15 protein-coding genes and 2 pseudogenes are annotated in these 15,719 nt (G+C 59.1%); 13 read left to right on the top strand and 4 right to left on the bottom strand.

Going from position 1 to position 15,719, the window contains the following annotated elements:
- Positions 1-96 precede the first annotated feature (96 nt).
- Both EDD52_RS21365 and EDD52_RS21360 read right to left on the bottom strand, forming a co-directional pair.
- Positions 97-741: pseudogene (locus tag EDD52_RS21365) on the bottom strand (IS1595 family transposase); the annotation flags it as partial.
- A gap of 691 nt (positions 742-1,432) precedes the next feature.
- Positions 1,433-1,702: pseudogene (locus EDD52_RS21360) on the bottom strand (helix-turn-helix domain-containing protein); the annotation flags it as partial.
- 270 nt (positions 1,703-1,972) lie between these two features.
- On the opposite strand from EDD52_RS21360, the gene EDD52_RS21355 reads away from it, so the two are divergent.
- The 6 genes from EDD52_RS21355 to lhpI are packed head-to-tail and all read left to right on the top strand — an operon-like array spanning position 1,973 to position 7,301.
- A complete protein-coding gene (locus EDD52_RS21355; RefSeq protein WP_132248656.1) occupies positions 1,973-2,962 on the top strand; it encodes a TRAP transporter substrate-binding protein in 990 nt (329 codons plus the stop codon).
- 41 nt (positions 2,963-3,003) lie between these two features.
- Positions 3,004-3,333, top strand: coding sequence for a cupin domain-containing protein (locus tag EDD52_RS21350; protein ID WP_243652055.1), 330 nt, complete (start codon positions 3,004-3,006; stop codon positions 3,331-3,333).
- Complete coding sequence (locus EDD52_RS21345) at positions 3,330-3,803, top strand: TRAP transporter small permease (protein WP_132248655.1); 474 nt, start codon at positions 3,330-3,332, stop codon at positions 3,801-3,803. The genes EDD52_RS21350 and EDD52_RS21345 overlap by 4 nt, the downstream gene beginning before the upstream one ends.
- Positions 3,800-5,083, top strand: coding sequence for a TRAP transporter large permease (locus EDD52_RS21340; protein WP_132248654.1), 1,284 nt, complete (start codon positions 3,800-3,802; stop codon positions 5,081-5,083). The genes EDD52_RS21345 and EDD52_RS21340 overlap by 4 nt, the downstream gene beginning before the upstream one ends.
- A gap of 29 nt (positions 5,084-5,112) precedes the next feature.
- Positions 5,113-6,357, top strand: coding sequence for a Zn-dependent hydrolase (locus EDD52_RS21335; RefSeq protein ID WP_132248653.1), 1,245 nt, complete (start codon positions 5,113-5,115; stop codon positions 6,355-6,357).
- Positions 6,354-7,301 (top strand): bifunctional Delta(1)-pyrroline-2-carboxylate/Delta(1)-piperideine-2-carboxylate reductase, encoded by a 948-nt coding sequence (lhpI, locus tag EDD52_RS21330; RefSeq protein ID WP_132248652.1) that lies wholly within the window; start codon positions 6,354-6,356, stop codon positions 7,299-7,301. The genes EDD52_RS21335 and lhpI overlap by 4 nt, the downstream gene beginning before the upstream one ends.
- Here lhpI and EDD52_RS21325 read toward each other — a convergent pair.
- A complete protein-coding gene (locus tag EDD52_RS21325) occupies positions 7,283-8,215 on the bottom strand; it encodes a LysR family transcriptional regulator (RefSeq protein WP_132248651.1) in 933 nt (310 codons plus the stop codon). The genes lhpI and EDD52_RS21325 overlap by 19 nt on opposite strands.
- A gap of 167 nt (positions 8,216-8,382) precedes the next feature.
- Between EDD52_RS21325 and EDD52_RS21320 the strand changes: the two genes are divergently transcribed.
- The 7 genes from EDD52_RS21320 to EDD52_RS21290 all read left to right on the top strand — a co-directional run bounded on the left by EDD52_RS21320 (position 8,383) and on the right by EDD52_RS21290 (position 14,816).
- A complete protein-coding gene (locus EDD52_RS21320; protein ID WP_207906073.1) occupies positions 8,383-8,727 on the top strand; it encodes a RidA family protein in 345 nt (114 codons plus the stop codon).
- A 106-nt stretch (positions 8,728-8,833) separates the two neighbouring features.
- On the top strand, positions 8,834-9,448 hold the full coding sequence (locus EDD52_RS21315) for an RraA family protein (RefSeq protein ID WP_132248650.1): 615 nt from the start codon (positions 8,834-8,836) through the stop codon (positions 9,446-9,448).
- A 54-nt stretch (positions 9,449-9,502) separates the two neighbouring features.
- Positions 9,503-11,035, top strand: a complete 1,533-nt coding sequence (locus EDD52_RS21310; RefSeq protein ID WP_132248649.1) for an ABC transporter substrate-binding protein — start codon at positions 9,503-9,505, stop codon at positions 11,033-11,035.
- Between the two features lie 70 nt (positions 11,036-11,105).
- On the top strand, positions 11,106-12,026 hold the full coding sequence (locus EDD52_RS21305) for an ABC transporter permease (RefSeq protein ID WP_132248648.1): 921 nt from the start codon (positions 11,106-11,108) through the stop codon (positions 12,024-12,026).
- Positions 12,026-12,898, top strand: a complete 873-nt coding sequence (locus EDD52_RS21300; RefSeq protein WP_132248647.1) for an ABC transporter permease — start codon at positions 12,026-12,028, stop codon at positions 12,896-12,898. Before EDD52_RS21305 ends, EDD52_RS21300 begins: the two co-directional genes overlap by 1 nt.
- A gap of 5 nt (positions 12,899-12,903) precedes the next feature.
- Positions 12,904-13,878 carry an ABC transporter ATP-binding protein gene (locus EDD52_RS21295; RefSeq protein WP_132248657.1) on the top strand — a complete coding sequence of 325 codons (975 nt, stop codon included), beginning with the start codon at positions 12,904-12,906 and terminating at the stop codon, positions 13,876-13,878.
- Complete coding sequence (locus EDD52_RS21290) at positions 13,875-14,816, top strand: oligopeptide/dipeptide ABC transporter ATP-binding protein (RefSeq protein ID WP_243652052.1); 942 nt, start codon at positions 13,875-13,877, stop codon at positions 14,814-14,816. The genes EDD52_RS21295 and EDD52_RS21290 overlap by 4 nt, the downstream gene beginning before the upstream one ends.
- 666 nt (positions 14,817-15,482) lie before the next feature.
- On the opposite strand, the gene EDD52_RS21285 is transcribed toward EDD52_RS21290, so the two are convergent.
- The gene (locus tag EDD52_RS21285) at positions 15,483-15,662 is read right to left on the bottom strand and encodes a hypothetical protein (protein ID WP_132248645.1); all 180 of its coding nucleotides are present in this window, start codon (positions 15,660-15,662) and stop codon (positions 15,483-15,485) included.
- Positions 15,663-15,719: the final 57 nt, after the last annotated feature.

The following is a 15,719-nucleotide window of genomic DNA, read 5'->3' as shown; positions in this document are numbered from 1 at the left end:
GCGGAACTCGGCCGTGTAGCTCGGGGTATGTTTCTTGTTTGTCATGAGGCTCACCTTTTGAGAGTTTTACTCTCCGGTAAACCCGGGGCGGTTCAGATAGCTTGTGCTTCCATCAGTCATCAGGCGCGTCGTCGCAGGGTCGATCCACTCCAGGAGAATCGGCTCAAGTGTCGCCCTTTTGTCATCGGGAACGACCCGTGCGCGTGCCTGACCGTCTCGTGAGGCCGCCACGAAGATCATCGGCTTTCCGGTGCCCTTACCCCTTGGATTGTAGGCTCCCGATAGGGATTTCGGGGCGCCGCCGACATAGGCCTCATCCACCTCGACGATGTCCTCCAGCGTCAGCAGTTCGCCGTTCCGGTCGTCCATCATTTCCCTGATGGCGTGCCCCATCTTCCAGGCGGTCTTCTGGTTCACCCCGAGGAGCCGTGCCATCACGACCGACGAGATACCCTTGCTCGATGTGAGCACCAGGAAAATGGCACAGATCCAGATACGCAGGTCGAGCTTTGTGCCGTGCATCGGGGTGCGCGTGGTGACTGTGAACTGGAGACGACAGTCTCGGCACTGGTAGAGCCCAGGTCTGCTGGTCCGGCCGCGCAGCGCCGAAGAGTCCACCGACCCACAGTGCGGACAATGCCTGCCGGTCGATCATATGATACCCTCCAGGAAGCGTCGCCCGTGCATCTCGCTCGGCATCCGCTTCCAGATGTCCGGGATCGACTTCAGTTCAGTGATCATCAGGGCTCTCCGCTCGTTCCGCCAACCGAGCAATGTTGGCCCGGCGGGTGTTCAGCAAAGAACAAATCTGGAAAATTGCGTAAAATGTGGCCGGATGGCGGAAAAGATAAGCCAAGTCAGCGCCTTGCGCGCTTTGCTGCTTTTTTTCGTGGATAAGCGGGAAAGGAAATGTCGTGCCAAAGACGCAGCAGACTTCCCATTGTCTGACGTCAGCACCTATGGGTCCAAGCACGGCAGTTTATTCAGAAAGTGGATTTGTCTCACCGTAGGCTTTGAGGAGTGGAAGACGAGAAACACAACGGTAGGCTCGCGCCCGCAGAAAACTAAGCGACATACCGATGGTGGCCCTCTGATTTATTTGGTCGGTTTCAATCTACACTTAGTGTCAACGCGGGATCGGCCCTGACTTTAAACACTTCCCGATTCTCCTCAAAGGTGCACCTCATGATGACCTGATCCCGCAACCGGGTGCGGGGCGCAAACAGCCATTCGTTTCGAGTGCATTGTCGGGCCGCAATGGGCCGTAGCTGCGACAGAACAGATTGCCCTGAGGCGAATGGTCGACCCGGAGAACACCAGACAAAGGCCACTTGTTGAACTTGGTTACGCGGTGCGTGCCCATGGCGAAGGCGATACCCAGTTCGGTTATCCGACGTCGTTTGAGATAGCTCTTCACAGATACGCGCGGACATCCTAACCAGACCAGATCAGCATGCATTTGCTTCAATGCGCGCCGCTCTTTGCGAGACTTGCGTGTCTGGATCAAAAGCCACGCTGACAACCGATCCGCATATGGGGCCAGCTTGCTTGGACGCTTGGGCGTCTTGAACTTCGGCTCTACCGCGCCTTCGCGCAGATACTTCTTGATGGTGTTACGAGACAGTCCCGTCCGCCGAGCTATCTCTCTGATTGGCATTTTGTCACGCAATGCCCAGCGTCTGATAACACTCAAAAATTCCATGTCGATCACTCCAAATCCCCCCAACCAAAACCGTTGGGGCATCGTGTTCACATTGGTCAATTCTCAGTGACAATTTACGGGGCTACCGGGTCAGTTCTCAGTGACATTCGACAATGTTTGCAAGCATTCACGCGTAGCCGAAGTGAAACACTGCGCACAGGCGCTCGAGTATTCGAAAAAGCTTTTTCAGCCATAGGTCCAGGCTATTTGCTTGGAATCCACGATCCGTATTTCTTCTGCGGCATATAATGCTCAACAGGAGAGTCCGAAATGAAATCCCCCACCACACTGATCAAAGGCGGCCTGCTGGTGGCCAGCCTTCTGGCCTTCACGCCGCTTGCCGCCTTGGCTGACGACGTGTCGATCCGCCTTGGCCACGTCCTGCCGGAAAGCCACAGCTGGCACAACGCCGCCACTGGTTTCGCAGAAGAGGTCAACAGCCGCACCGAAGGCCGCGTCGCAATCGAGGTTTTCCCCTCCGGGCAGCTTGGCAGCGAAAAGGAGGTGATCGAGGGCCTGCAATTCGGGTCTGTACAGGCCGGTCTGATCGGTTCCGGGTCGTTTCAAGGTATTGAGCCGCGCATGGGCATCATCGAAATGCCCTATGCATGGAGCGCACGCGATCAGGCCTTTGCCGCGCTTGATGGCGATCTGGGTGTCGCGCTGGCCGATATGCTCGACGGCAAGGGTATCAAGGTTCTGGGCTGGTGGGAAAACGGTTTCCGCAACATCACCAACAATGTCCACCCTGTTGAAAAGCCAGAAGATCTCGCTGGTTTGAAAATCCGCGTCACGCCCGACAAAGTGCGTCTTGCGACGTTCGAAGGTCTGGGTGCAGAACCGGCACCTTTGTCTTTCGGCGAGCTATACTCCGCGTTGCAACAAGGTTTGTTCGATGCGCAGGAGAACCCGCTCGCAATCATCTATTCTGCGTCGTTCTTCGAAGTGCAGAAATACGTCTCGCTGTCCGAGCACATCTGGGGCGCGGCCACGCTGACCATGTCGAAATCCGTCTGGGACAAGATTTTGCCCGAAGATCAGGCCATTGTCATAGAAGCCGCCACATCCTGGGGCCTGAAACAGCGCGGCATGGTTGCCGCCGCCAATGACGAGCTGATCGCCCAGCTGGAAGCAAAAGGCATGCAGTTCAACCAGGTCGACAAAGCCGCCTTTATCGCAGCGGTCGAGCCGATCTGGGAAAGCCAGAAGGATGTCTATGGCGAAGAGCTTCTGACCATCCTGAACCAGTACCGCAAATGACCCTGCGACCTGAAATAACAGAAGTTGCATCGGTAGAACCGGTGCAACTTTACGACTTCACGCAAAAGGTGCTGTTTTCCCCGGCTCAACGCGGCGAGGGCTTTATCAAGCTCTCCGTGACCACGGGTAAAAAGGGCGCGAAATCCACCGCCCACAGCCATCCCCGCGACGAAGTGACCCTGACGCTCAAGGGCGAGGCGATCCTGCGGGCCGGGGGCGAGAAATACCACATGACCGAGGGCACCGCTGTGCGTTTGCCCCCCGGCCTGGATCACACGGTCGAGGTGATTTCCGACGAATGGGTGGTGGTTGCGGCCTATTGCGACGAATGCACGCTTTGCCGTGGCCCGGAAGGATTTTTGAAGCCATGACACTCGGGAGCGGGTCGCTGCGCGCGGCCAATTTTATCGACCGCGCTGCGCGCCGGGTCGGCGCGGCGCTGGTGGCCGGGTTTGCGGCGATGGTCGTCTATGTCGTCATCTCGCGTTACCTGTTCTCCTCAACACCCCGCTGGGCCGAAGAATTGCCCCGCATGGCGCTGGTCTGGCTGACCTTTGTGGGCGCGATTTCGGGATTTGTGCGTGGCACGCATTTCCGCGCCGGGTTGCTTGACCTGGTGGCGATGCCCGCGCCGCTGCGCCGGGGTTTTGCCGTTCTGGCATGGCTCGCAAGTTTTGTTTTCCTTGCGGTATTCATCTGGACTGGCTGGAAGCTGACCCAGATCACATGGTCGCACCAGACCACAGCGCTCTCGCTGCCCGTGGGGCTCTTTTACCTTTCCCTCCCCGTTTGCTGCGGATTTGCGCTGCTGGGCCTGATCCTGAAAGGGGACCGCGCATGAGCCTCGCGCTTGCTTTGCTTCTTGTCGTCTTCGTCGTGCTGGTGCTGCTGGATGCGCCAATCGCCGTGGCGCTTGGGCTGTCGTCAATGTTCTATTTGCTGATCGCCGATGCCGCGCCGATGATGGTGGTGGCGCAGCGCGCCGTAGCGGGCATCAACAGCTTTACACTGCTGGCAATTCCGCTGTTCCTGCTGGCGGGTCTGCTGATGGTCCACGGCGGGCTTGCACCCCGGATCATCGCGCTGTGTTCGGCATTGATCGGGCGGCGCACCGGCGGGTTGGCGATGGTGATGATCATCGCCTGCATGATGTTCGGTTCGCTTTCGGGCTCCGGCGTGGCCGACGTGGTGGCCATCGGCACAATGATGCTGCCGGCGATGAAAGATCAGGGCTATGCCCCCGGCTTTTCGGCCTCTGCCTTGGGCTGTGCTGGCTCGCTTGGTACTGTCATTCCACCGTCAATCGTGCTGATTGTCTACGGCACCGCCACCAACAGTTCGATCGGCCAGCTTTTCATCGCTGCGATCCTGCCCGGTATCCTGCTCGGCCTTGGCCTTATGCTTGTTGCCTGGTGGATTTCCCGCCGCAACGGCTGGCAAGGTGGGGAGCTATTCTCCTGGGAAGAACTCGGCCGCGCCGCCAAAGGGTCGATCCTTGCCATGCTGGCGCCGATCATCATCGTGGGTGGCATTCGCCTTGGCGTCTTCACCCCGACCGAAGCCGCCGGGATCGGCGTCGCCTATGCGTTGTTCATCGGGGTGTTTGTCTATCGCGCGCTGTCGCTGTCCACTTTGATGCGGCTCCTGCGTGAGACCACCGAGATGACCGGCGTAATCCTCCTTGTCATCGCTTCAGCCTCGGTCTTTGGTTGGATCCTTGCGGCCGAACAAGTGCCGCAGATGGCGGTCAACGGTATCACACAAGCAACTGAAAGTGGGACCGTGGCGCTGTTGATGATGATGGCGGTCCTGCTGATCCTTGGCACCTTTATGGAAAGCATTGCGATCATCCTGATCCTTGCGCCGGTGTTCCTGCCGATCCTTGGGCACTACGGCATTGATCCGGTCTATTTCGGCATCCTGCTGACAATCAACCTCGCCATTGGCGCCAATACACCACCGCTTGGTATTGACCTGATGGCCGCCTGCCGGGTTGGTGAAATCCCACTCAGCGCGTCGTTCAAATACTTGATCCCCTTCCTTGGCGTGATGGTCGGCGTCCTGCTGCTTCTCGTTCTCTTCCCCGCTCTGATAACCGATCTCCCCGGCATCCTGTTTTGATCTCGGCCTCGAAAGAAAGAAGGTTTCCCATGTCGATAACCCCTGATACCCGTGTCGATCTTGACCGTTTCTGGTCCACCATCGAAGCCTCTGGTGAGATCGGCAAAGGCCGCCCCGGCGGGCTGTCGCGCCTGACGCTTGGCGATGCCGACCGTGAAATGCGCGATCTGTTCCGGTCGTGGTGCGAAGCGGCCGGATTGAGCGTCGAAATGGATGCCGCCGGCAATATCTTTGGTCGCCGCGACGGCAGCGACAACGACCTGCCGCCGATCCTGATAGGCAGTCACCTTGACACCCAGATCAACGGCGGAAGGTTCGATGGGGTTGCCGGCGTTCTGGCCGGACTGGAAGTGATCCGCAGCCTGAACGATGCGGGCCATGTCACGAAACGCCCCATCGTGGTGGTCGATTGGACCAACGAGGAAGGGGCGCGGTTCTCTCCCCCGATGGTCGCCTCCGGCTGTTTCGTTGGCAAATATGACATCGACTGGGTGCATGACCTGATCGGCGATGATGGCGCGCGCTTCGGTGATGAGTTGGAGCGGATTGGCTACAACGGCGAACGTGCCTGCAAGGCCGGCGAAATCGACGCCTATTTTGAACTGCACATCGAACAAGGACCGATCCTTGACGCCGAAAATAGGCAGGTTGGCATCGTCACCGGCGGCTATCCGGTGCGCGGGATGCGGGCGTCGTTCAAGGGCCAGACTTCGCACACCGGGCCAACTCCGATGGACCTGCGCAAGAACGCGCTGGCGGCGGGCGCGCGCTGGCTGACCGCCGTTGATGACATCGGCTGGGATTTCGCGGTGCATGACGGCAAGGCCACAGCCGCGCGGCTGACCGCTTGGCCCAACAAGCCGGGGATCCTGTCCGACACTGCCGAAGCCGTCTGTGACGTGCGCCACCCCGACCCGATCACCACCCGCGCAATGGCGGAAAAGATGCGCCGGGCGCTATTTGAATCCGCCGCGCGTTGTGGTTGTGAGGCAGAGATTGAGGATGAATGGGAATGGGGCGGCGACATCTTTGACCACGAGATGATCGACGGCATCCGTGACGAGGCGATCCGCATGGAGTTTAACTGGCGTGATATTGAAAGCCAGGCGGGCCACGACGCCTATTTCCTTGCCACCCATTGCCCCACCGCGATGATCTTTGCGCCTTGCGAAAACGGCATTACGCACAACAACGAAGAAAACTGCACACCAGAGGATTTCGTCGCCGGGTTAAATATTCTTTTGCATGCCGTCGTCAAACGGGCCGACCGATGAGCACATTGATCGGACATGAAGCGCTTGAAGCTGCGCTGGACTGGCCCGATCTGATCGGTCATTTGCGCGACTGGTATCGCAGCAACACGGTGCAGGCACCGGACCGGCAGGTGCTGAGCATCAGCCAGCCCGATGGCAGCGAAGCATCGCTTCTGATCATGCCCGCTTGGGTTCCCGGTGGAAGCATTGGCGTCAAGGTGGTGACTTTTTTTCCTGATAACGCCGCCAAGGGCCGCCCGACAATCAATGCGGGCTACCTGCTGTTTGATGGCGAGACCGGGCAGATGCAGGCGGCGCTGGATGGGGATACACTGACCGCGCGGCGCACGGCGGCGGCGTCGGCACTGGCGGCGGATGTCCTCGCACGCAAGGATGCCCGTCATTTATTGATCGTCGGCACGGGGCAACTTTCTCTCGCCGTAGCGGCGGCGCATTGTGCTGTGCGGTCCTACACCTCGGTTTCAATCTGGGGGCGCTCCGGCGAAAAGGCAGCGGCTATTGCCACAGCTCTCCGGGAACAGGGCCTGCCCGCTCGGACAGTAGACGACCTTGAAACAGCGTGCCGCGCAGCGGATGTGATCAGCACGGTCACGGCCTCAACAAGGCCCATCATCCATGGTGACTGGCTTAAATCCGGCAGCCACCTTGATCTGATCGGCGCATTTAAGGGCGACATGCGCGAAAGCGACGATCAGGCGATCATGCAGGCCGAGGTTTTCGTCGATCTGCGGGCAGGGGCGTCGCTTGCGGGCGATCTTTCCCAACCGCTGGCGGCGGGGCAGATCACGCCAGAGCACATCCGCGCGGATCTGGCCGAATTGTGTCAGGGGACGCATCCCGGCCGCAGCGATGACAGTGCCCGAACCCTTTTCAAATCCGCCGGCATGGCGCTTCAGGATCTGGCAGCAGCCAATATGGCGCGCGCTCACACCATATCGGGGTAAATTGCCAGAAGCTCCTGCGCGATATCAACGAACTTCTGCTCCGAGGGAGATAGTTTTTCTCTCGGGGCGTGAACCAGATAGACATCGGCACCGATCGTTTCATCCGTGATCTTGATCGGCCACAGGTCGCCGCGCTTGATGTCGTCCTGCGCGGTCATCAAGGGCAGGATACCAATTCCCATCCCGGCCACGATCATTCTTCGAACCTCTTCGATGTTGGTACTCAAGCCATTGATGCGGTTGCCGATTCTCGTGCCTTCGCGCAATACCGACATCGGCTCCAACCCCATTCCTTCGGTGGCGCAGGCAAAGCTGATGAAGGGCTCGCGCTGAAGATCGCGGAGCGCGACGCTTTCCTGCCCGAACAGTGGATGCTCGGCACCGCAGAATACGCAAAACTCCTCGCGAAACAGCCGTATCGAGGGCAGGTTCACCATTGGCTTGGCCAGCAGGCAAAATCCGATCGTGCCACGACCCTGCTGGATCGAACGCACGATGGCTTGGCTGTTCTGGACCTCGCTTTGAAAGGCCACAGAAGGATATCGCTGATGGTACAGCCGCAGCAACTCGTCCAGCATGGGAGACACCAGATTGCTGATGATCTGATACCGGACCTGCCCGCGCTCCTCCTCTTCGGCGTCACGGACTAAGAGATTGATCCGTCCAGCGCTGTGAAAGATGTCACGGCATTCTTGGAATATTTTGTCGCCACGCGTTGTCAGTTCGAAGTGGCGGCTGTCGCGAAAGACCAACTGGCAACCGAGCTGTGCTTCGAGCTTTTGCAACGCATTGCTGACCGAGGGCTGACTCAGGCCGAGCCGTTTGGCGGCCTTTGTGATGCTCTCCTCCTTCGCAATCATGTAAAACATGCGCAGCAAGTTCCAATTTAGGTCGGGTTGCGGCAGAGCGTTCATGCTGTTGATCGTTTTCTTGTTTGATTAGATTAAGAATGCCCTATTTTTCATCGTCGAGCATATAGTCAATGCTAATACCTGTAATTGATAATGGCTATGCCACGCATCTGTGCGCATTGCACAGGTTCGGTTAAACTTGCCACTCATTTAATCGGGAAACGAAAACCATGAGCATCACACGCTTGCACCCAGGCCCACGCATGAGCCAAGCCGTCATTCACAACAACACCGTCTACCTCGCCGGTCAGGTGGGCACCGCCGGTGCCGATGTCGCGACCCAGACCCAAGATTGTCTGGATGCCATCGACCGCCTACTGACAGAGGCAGGTAGCAATAAATCCATGCTGTTACAGGTTATCATATGGCTGGCCGACATGGCCGATTTTCAAGAAATGAACGCGGTCTACGATGCGTGGATCGATCCTGACAATCCGGCAGCGCGTGCTTGTGGCGAGGCCAAGTTGGCGACGCGGGACTACAAGGTGGAATTCATCGTTACCGCGGCGATCTGAGCGCCGCTTTCGACCCGGAGGTTATGCTTTCCATAACCTCCGGCTATTTGACCCTGCCGCTGTCCTGCCGCCATCCTTTCCTACAAATCAGGCGACAGGACAGGGCATGACATCTCAATTCGACCTTTCGGACATCGAAACAGCAACGCTGGGGCATTTTCTTGAATCGGGCTTCATGTCGCCTGCGCTGCAGGGCCTGTTGCCTGGTCGAACTGTCTTTGGCCCCGCCCTGACCGTGCGTATGCTCGGCGACGATGGCGCGATGCTGACAGAGGCACTGTCCGCCGCAAAACCCGGACAGGTCATCGTCATCGACCGTTGCGGCGATCTTCGCCATGCCTGTTGGGGCGCGGTCACGACCGCGGCCGCCAAGGCACGTGGCGTGGTGGGTGCGGTAATCGACGGCTTTGTCACCGACCGATCCGCCATAGAACAAGAAGAGTTTCCAGTCTGGTGCCGTGGCCGGTCACCGATCACCACCAAGCCGCGCGGGCTTGGCGGCGACTTCAATGTGACCGTGGGGTGTGGTGGTGTCTCCGTCCGGCCCGGCGATATCATTCTGGCCGACGAAAACGGGGTTGCCGTGCTGGACAAAGATCAGGCCGCAACCCATGCCGCGCGCGCCCGCAAAATGCAGGAGGACGAGCTAACAATCCTCGAACGACTGCGTGCTGGCGAGACACTGGCCGAAATAACGCGGAGTGCAAAACAACCCGCTTAGAACCGGAAAACCGGCGTAACACATCTTCCCTTCACTCAACCGACAGAGAGATCCATGACACAGACATTCTCCATAAAAGGCCTCACTTCATTGGCCGTCCTTGCTGCCAGCACTGCGCTGACACTGGGCACACCCGCACTTGCCGACAAGGCGTCCAACACGCTCAACGTCGCTTTCGCCGCCGAGCCAGAGCCGCTCGATACCTACAAGATCGCCGGTCGTCAGGGCCTGATCCTCGCGCGGCACATCTATGACGGGTTGCTCTATAAGAACCTCGACACCGGCGAGATCGTGCCGGCGCTGGCGGAATCCTGGGAATTCACTGGCCCGCTGACGATGGAATTCACCCTCCGCCAGGGTGTAAAGTTCCACAACGGTGCCGACTTTACCGCCGATGACGTGGTTGAAACGCTCAACACCGTCATCACCCCTGAGTACGGCACCCGTTATTCGATATCCGTAGACTGGATCGACAGCGTCGAGAAGCTGGACGATTACAAAGTCCGCATCAACATGTCCAAGCCCTTTGCCGGTGCCGTCGAGATGCTGGCTGATGCACTACCGATCTATCCGCACGCCTTCTTTGCAGAAAACGGGTCCGCCGGTATGGCTGCCACCCCCATCGGAACCGGCCCCTACAAACTGGTTAGCCAGGAACCGGGCATCCGTTACGAGATGGAGCGCTTTGAGGGTCACTACGAAGGCAGCCCCAAATCCGGCGCCACCATCGACAAGATCTCCGTTCGCACCATACCCGAGATGAACACACAATACGCCGAGCTGATGTCCGGTTCGCTGGACTGGATCTGGCGTATTCCTCCGGATCAGGCTTCGCGTCTTGAAGGCCGGGTGCAGATCATAAGCGCGCCGATCATGCGCATCGGCTATGTCGGTTTCGCCCCCGAGGCGATGGCCGGTGACACGCCGATTGCCGACAAACGTGTGCGTCAGGCGCTTATCCACGCCACAAACCGCGGCGCGATTGTCGACGCTTTCGCAGGCGGTGCCTCTGAGGTTCTCAACACCCCGTGCAACCCGGCGCAATTTGGCTGTGAACAGGATGTCACGGCCTATGAATACGACACCGAAAAAGCCAAAGCTTTGCTGGCCGAGGCTGGGTACGCGGACGGCTTCAAGATGGAAATGGTCTTCGCCGCAATGCCGCGCCCGACTGCCGAGGCCGTGGCCGCCGATCTCGCCAATGTCGGCGTGACGCTGGAGCTGAACGAGCAGCAGTATTCTTCGGGTATCGGCAAGTGGCGCGCCAAGGAGCTTCCGGCGTTCTTCTCAAACTGGGGCAGCTACGGCATCGGTGACACCGCATTCATCCTGTCGAATTTCTTTGGCGGCGGCGCGGATGACCTTGTGCAAGACGCCGAACTGGCAACTTGGCTGACCGAGGCAGACACGGCATCAGACCGCGACGTGCGCTCCGAGAACTACTCCATGGCCGTCAAGAAGATTGCCGAGGAAGCTTATTGGATGCCGATGTACAACTTCAACGTCAATTATGGCCTGTCCAATGACCTGAACTTCACCCCGCACCCGGATGAGTTCGCCCGTTGGTGGGGCGCCAGCTGGAGGTAAGCTGACCCTGTCAACGTAACGGGCCGGACGGTCCTCTCCCTGCTGTCCGGCCCCCACAACGGAAAGACCTATGCTCTCTTTCATCTCTAAACGTCTGCTCGTGGCGCTCTTGGTCTGTCTGACCGTGTCCGCGCTGAGCTTTGGTCTGATGTTCGTGTCGGGCGACCCTGCGATTGCCATCGCGGGCTCTGGTGGCCGCGCCGAGGATGCCGAAGCGATCCGCGTGGCCTATGGCTTTGACCGACCTTTGGTTGTTCAATACCTGGACTGGATCGGCAGCGCTTTGACCGGAAATCTGGGGCAGAGCATCTATTTCAATGTGCCGGTGACAGAGATCATCGGCAACCGAGCCGGCGTCACGCTGACGCTCGGCTTCATCTCATTCCTCGTCGCTTTGGTGATCGCCGTGCCCTTGGGGGTCGCAGCGGCGCTAAGGCCGAACGGCTGGATCGACCGCCTTGCGCTGGTGATCGCCGTGTCTGGGCAGGCAATCCCGAGCTTCTGGTTGGGTTTGATGGCCATCGTGGTCTTCGGAGTCTGGTATGGCTGGGTCCCTATTTCGGGCGCGGACACATGGCAGGGCTACATCCTGCCCGTGATCGTGCTGAGCTATTACGCCATCCCCGAACTCATGCGCATCACGCGCTCGGGCATGATCGACGTGCTGGCCACGGACTATGTCCGGGCGGCCAAGGCCAAGGGGCTGCCGATGCATCTGGTGATTTCACGCCATGCTTTGCGGAATGCGGTGCTGCCGTTGGTGTCGTTGTCAGCGGTGCAATTGGGGCAGCTTCTATCCGGCTCCATCGTGATCGAGAGCGTCTTCGCACTGAACGGGCTGGGGCGACTGGCTTGGGAATCTCTTCTGCGCAGTGACCTGCCGGTGGTGCAGGCGATCATTCTGATCCTTTCGCTGCTTTACGTGGTCTTGACCACGTTGGCCGATATTCTGAACGCGGTGCTGGATCCGCGCCTGAGGGGGGGCTCCTGATGTCCGACGTCAACATCGAAACCGTCCGCCCGTCTGTATGGCGTAAGATGCGGGGCAATACAGGCGCGCTGATCGGCGGCACACTTTTGGCAGTTATCATCCTAATCGCTTTGCTTGCGCCGCTGATCGCGCCACATGACCCGATTGCGCAGGACTTGACCCGCCGACTGCTGCCACCTTTCTGGCATGATCGTTCGGTGCCGGAACACCTTCTTGGAACCGATCACCTCGGACGCGATTACCTGTCTCGCATGATCTATGGGGCACGTGTGTCGCTCGGTGTCGGGCTGGGGGTGATCCTTGTCTCTGGCACTATCGGTATCACGCTCGGTCTGATTGCGGGGTATTTCGGCGGCTGGATCGACTTGGTTATCAGCTTCGCCATCACAACGCGGCTTTCATTGCCCATCGTGCTGGTCGCACTGGCGGCGGTGGCGCTGGGCGGCGCTTCGCTGACCACGCTGATCACGGTTTTGGGGCTGCTTCTGTGGGACCGGTTCGCCGTCGTGACCCGCGCTGCCGCACAGAGCCTGCGGCATCAGGAATTCATTGAAGGCCTGCGCGCCATCGGCGCCAGCCGCACTCGCATCCTATTCCTCGAAATCCTGCCCAATATGCGCGCTACGATCCTTGTCGTCGTCTCGCTGGAGGTTGCAAACGTGATCCTGCTGGAGGCGGCATTGTCTTTTCTCGGGCTGGGAGTGCGCCCGCCAACGCCAAGCTGGGGGCTGATGATCTCCGAGGGCCGCGACAATATTCTCTTTGATCCATGGCTGATCGCACTGCCCGGATCGGCGCTCTGCCTGCTGGTACTGGCGGTGAACCTGTTCGGCGACGGCATGCGCGATATTACGGGGCCGGCACGAAAATGACCGAAATGATGCTTGATATTCGCAACTTGAAGGTGTCGATCCCCACCGACCGAGGCCTGTTGAACGCTGTTCGGGGTGTCGATCTGCAGATCGCCAAGGGAGAGACACTCTGCCTTGTCGGCGAGTCGGGCTGTGGTAAATCGCTGACGGCGACTTCGATCATGGGGCTGCTGCCGCGCTACGCCAAGGTCACAAGTGACCGGTTCGAAATGGTGGGGCAGGACCTGACTACCAAAACCGATGCCAAGCTGGCAAAGTTGCGTGGCCGCGATGTGGCGATGATTTTTCAGGACCCGACCAGCGCCCTGAACCCGACGCTGACCATCGGGCGGCAACTGACCGAAGGCGTCATGCGTCACGAAAAGCTGAGCCGGAGCGAGGCCGAGGCCCGCGCCATCGAAATGCTCGACCGTGTGGGCATCGCCAATCCGGCAGCGCGGTTGACGCAATATCCACACGGATTTTCTGGTGGGCAACGTCAGCGCATTATGATCGCCTCGGCACTCATGGGGCGGCCCAAGCTCTTGATCGCGGACGAGCCGACAACTGCGCTGGACGTCACCATTCAGTCCCAAATCCTGACGCTTCTGGGCGAGCTACAGGCCGACCTCGGCCTCTCCTTGCTGCTGATCACCCATGATTTGGGCGTGGTGGCAGCCATCGCGAACGATGTTGCGGTGATGTACGCCGGACGCATCGCCGAACGCGCGCCCGTTGCCGGTCTGTTTGCTGCGCCACGCCACCCCTATACCAAGGGGCTGCTCGCTGCGATTCCGGTCCCGGGCGTCACTCCGCGCGGCAGCGAATTGCCCGCCATTCCGGGGCGCGTGCCCGGGCTAATAGGCGCTTTGCGCGGCTGCGCCTTTCGCGACCGCTGCGCCATTGCTGGAGCAGAGTGCGCTCACGATCCGGTGCCACGCATAAGCGCCGCACAGGGGCAGTTTATTGAATGTGTCAAGGCAGGGGAGGTGACAGCATGATCCCGATGATCCGCTTGACCGATATTCGCAAAACCTACCGCCTGCGCCGTGGCATGTTCGCTCCGACCGAAGAATTGGTCGCCGTGAACGACCTGTCGCTTGAGGTGGCCAAAGGGAAAACGCTTGGCCTTGTAGGTGAATCCGGTTGCGGCAAGAGCACTGCGGTCAGCATCATGCTGGGCTTGCTAAAACCCGATCGCGGTGAGATCGAGATCGCGGGCCAGAAGATCGGCACAATGCCCGTGGCAGACCGCGTGCGTTTGATCCAGCCCGTGTTTCAGAATCCCAATGCCTCGCTTAATCCGGTCAAACGAATCCAGACTCTGGTCGGTCAGCCGTTGCAATTGTATGGGGGTACGAATGTCGATGCAGAGGTCAAACGGATGCTTGATCTGGTGGGGCTGCCCGCGCGGTTAGCCGATGCCTATCCCGGCGAGCTCTCCGGCGGGCAAAGGCAGCGGGTCGCCATCGCGCGGGCGCTTATCCTCGGACCACGCGTTTTGATCTGTGACGAGCCAACCTCGGCGCTTGATGTCTCGGTGCAGGCTCAGATCATTAACCTTTTGCTATCGCTCAAGAAAGAGCTTGGCCTTACCATGGTTTTTGTGAGCCATAACCTTGCTGTGGTCGAGCATCTGGCTGACCATGTGGCAGTCATGTATCTCGGGCAGAAGATCGAGGAAGCCGCGACCGATGCGCTCTTCGCGGATGCCTGCCACCCCTATACCCGCGTCCTTCTCGCGGCGACATTGCTGCCGGACCCACAAGCGGGTCTGCCCGAACAAAAGTTGGGCGCAGCGGCTGCGGACCCCTTTGCGGCGCATCGGGGCTGCCTCTTTGCTCCACGCTGTCCGGCTATGAGACAAAGCTGTGTCGAAGACCCGCAAGAGCTTCGGACGTTACGCGAAAGCCTGGTCAGATGCGAAAGGGCAGTGTGAGCTTTGGCTATTTCCGGGGCCGTCGGCCGTGGCACACCAGCCGAAGATCATCGCGCCTCTCGTCCCAATGGGCATGGCCATAAATCCAAACACCGAGTTGTTGCGAACGAGCTTGGAGCGCGATTGTGCGTATAGATCAGCACGGGCCGCAGCATGACCTTTGGTCAATTTAAAGTATCACTCGGTTTGACAGGGCAGGCGGCAAACCTGGCGCAAACCTTTAAGTGCGGCCTCGGTGCGCAGTTAAATTAAGTTATTGAATTAAAGCGATTTCAGATTTATCATCACCCTCCGCGACGCGCAAACTTATGCGCTTCCCTACACATCGAATGATTATTGCTGCTGTGGGGGTGGTAGAAGATCTTCATGCATTCAAAGGGAATAGCAGTTTTGCCCTGGTCCGGCTTCCTGACCTTCATCCCTGTTCGGATGCTGCAAGATGCACGAATGGTTGGTCTCGTGAAGCTACGCTGCGGCGTCGACACGATTGGTGAAGGTCGGCAATGGGCCGGTCCCCCCCCTCCACGATGTTTTGGGGCCGACTTAGCATGTGGCGCTATCGGCGCACCCCTGCTGTTGGAAGAGAGCGGGCTCTCCACGCCCTCGTCGAGCTGTTGAAGCGGCATTTGCTATCGCGGTGTAATAAATATGCGCAGGCACGCTGCGTCAGCGCGCTTTTTGAATCTTCAGCTTATCCTGCTTGGCTCTACTCTTGGTCGACTCCTCTGAGCGCGTGAGGGCTTTGGCAATCGACTTCAAGCTCATTCCCTTTGTTGCCAATAAACGCAATTTCTGAATTTCTTCAGTCGTCCAAGCCTGGCGGTGACGTTCATAGTGTTCTGTCATTGGGTTTTACCTTTTCATCGTGCTTACATTAGGATCGGGAGCGACGTGCGCTGGGGT

The organism is Primorskyibacter sedentarius (genome assembly GCF_004342065.1).
Lineage (GTDB): Bacteria > Pseudomonadota > Alphaproteobacteria > Rhodobacterales > Rhodobacteraceae > Primorskyibacter > Primorskyibacter sedentarius.
Note: the sequence above shows the minus strand (reverse complement) of the source record. Positions and strands in the feature narration are given on the sequence as shown.

What these genes read in the sequence shown, in the direction of transcription:
- EDD52_RS21345 (WP_132248655.1), top strand. Translation starts at nt 3,330, where the DNA reads ATGACACTCGGGAGCGGGTCGCTGCGCGCGGCCAATTTTATCGACCGC.
- EDD52_RS21355 (WP_132248656.1), top strand. Translation starts at nt 1,973, where the DNA reads ATGAAATCCCCCACCACACTGATCAAAGGCGGCCTGCTGGTGGCCAGC.
- EDD52_RS21285 (WP_132248645.1), bottom strand. Translation starts at nt 15,662, where the DNA reads ATGACAGAACACTATGAACGTCACCGCCAGGCTTGGACGACTGAAGAA.
- EDD52_RS21300 (WP_132248647.1), top strand. Translation starts at nt 12,026, where the DNA reads ATGTCCGACGTCAACATCGAAACCGTCCGCCCGTCTGTATGGCGTAAG.
- EDD52_RS21315 (WP_132248650.1), top strand. Translation starts at nt 8,834, where the DNA reads ATGACATCTCAATTCGACCTTTCGGACATCGAAACAGCAACGCTGGGG.
- EDD52_RS21290 (WP_243652052.1), top strand. Translation starts at nt 13,875, where the DNA reads ATGATCCCGATGATCCGCTTGACCGATATTCGCAAAACCTACCGCCTG.
- EDD52_RS21295 (WP_132248657.1), top strand. Translation starts at nt 12,904, where the DNA reads ATGATGCTTGATATTCGCAACTTGAAGGTGTCGATCCCCACCGACCGA.
- EDD52_RS21340 (WP_132248654.1), top strand. Translation starts at nt 3,800, where the DNA reads ATGAGCCTCGCGCTTGCTTTGCTTCTTGTCGTCTTCGTCGTGCTGGTG.
- EDD52_RS21335 (WP_132248653.1), top strand. Translation starts at nt 5,113, where the DNA reads ATGTCGATAACCCCTGATACCCGTGTCGATCTTGACCGTTTCTGGTCC.
- EDD52_RS21310 (WP_132248649.1), top strand. Translation starts at nt 9,503, where the DNA reads ATGACACAGACATTCTCCATAAAAGGCCTCACTTCATTGGCCGTCCTT.
- lhpI (WP_132248652.1), top strand. Translation starts at nt 6,354, where the DNA reads ATGAGCACATTGATCGGACATGAAGCGCTTGAAGCTGCGCTGGACTGG.
- EDD52_RS21320 (WP_207906073.1), top strand. Translation starts at nt 8,383, where the DNA reads ATGAGCATCACACGCTTGCACCCAGGCCCACGCATGAGCCAAGCCGTC.
- EDD52_RS21325 (WP_132248651.1), bottom strand. Translation starts at nt 8,215, where the DNA reads ATGAACGCTCTGCCGCAACCCGACCTAAATTGGAACTTGCTGCGCATG.
- EDD52_RS21305 (WP_132248648.1), top strand. Translation starts at nt 11,106, where the DNA reads ATGCTCTCTTTCATCTCTAAACGTCTGCTCGTGGCGCTCTTGGTCTGT.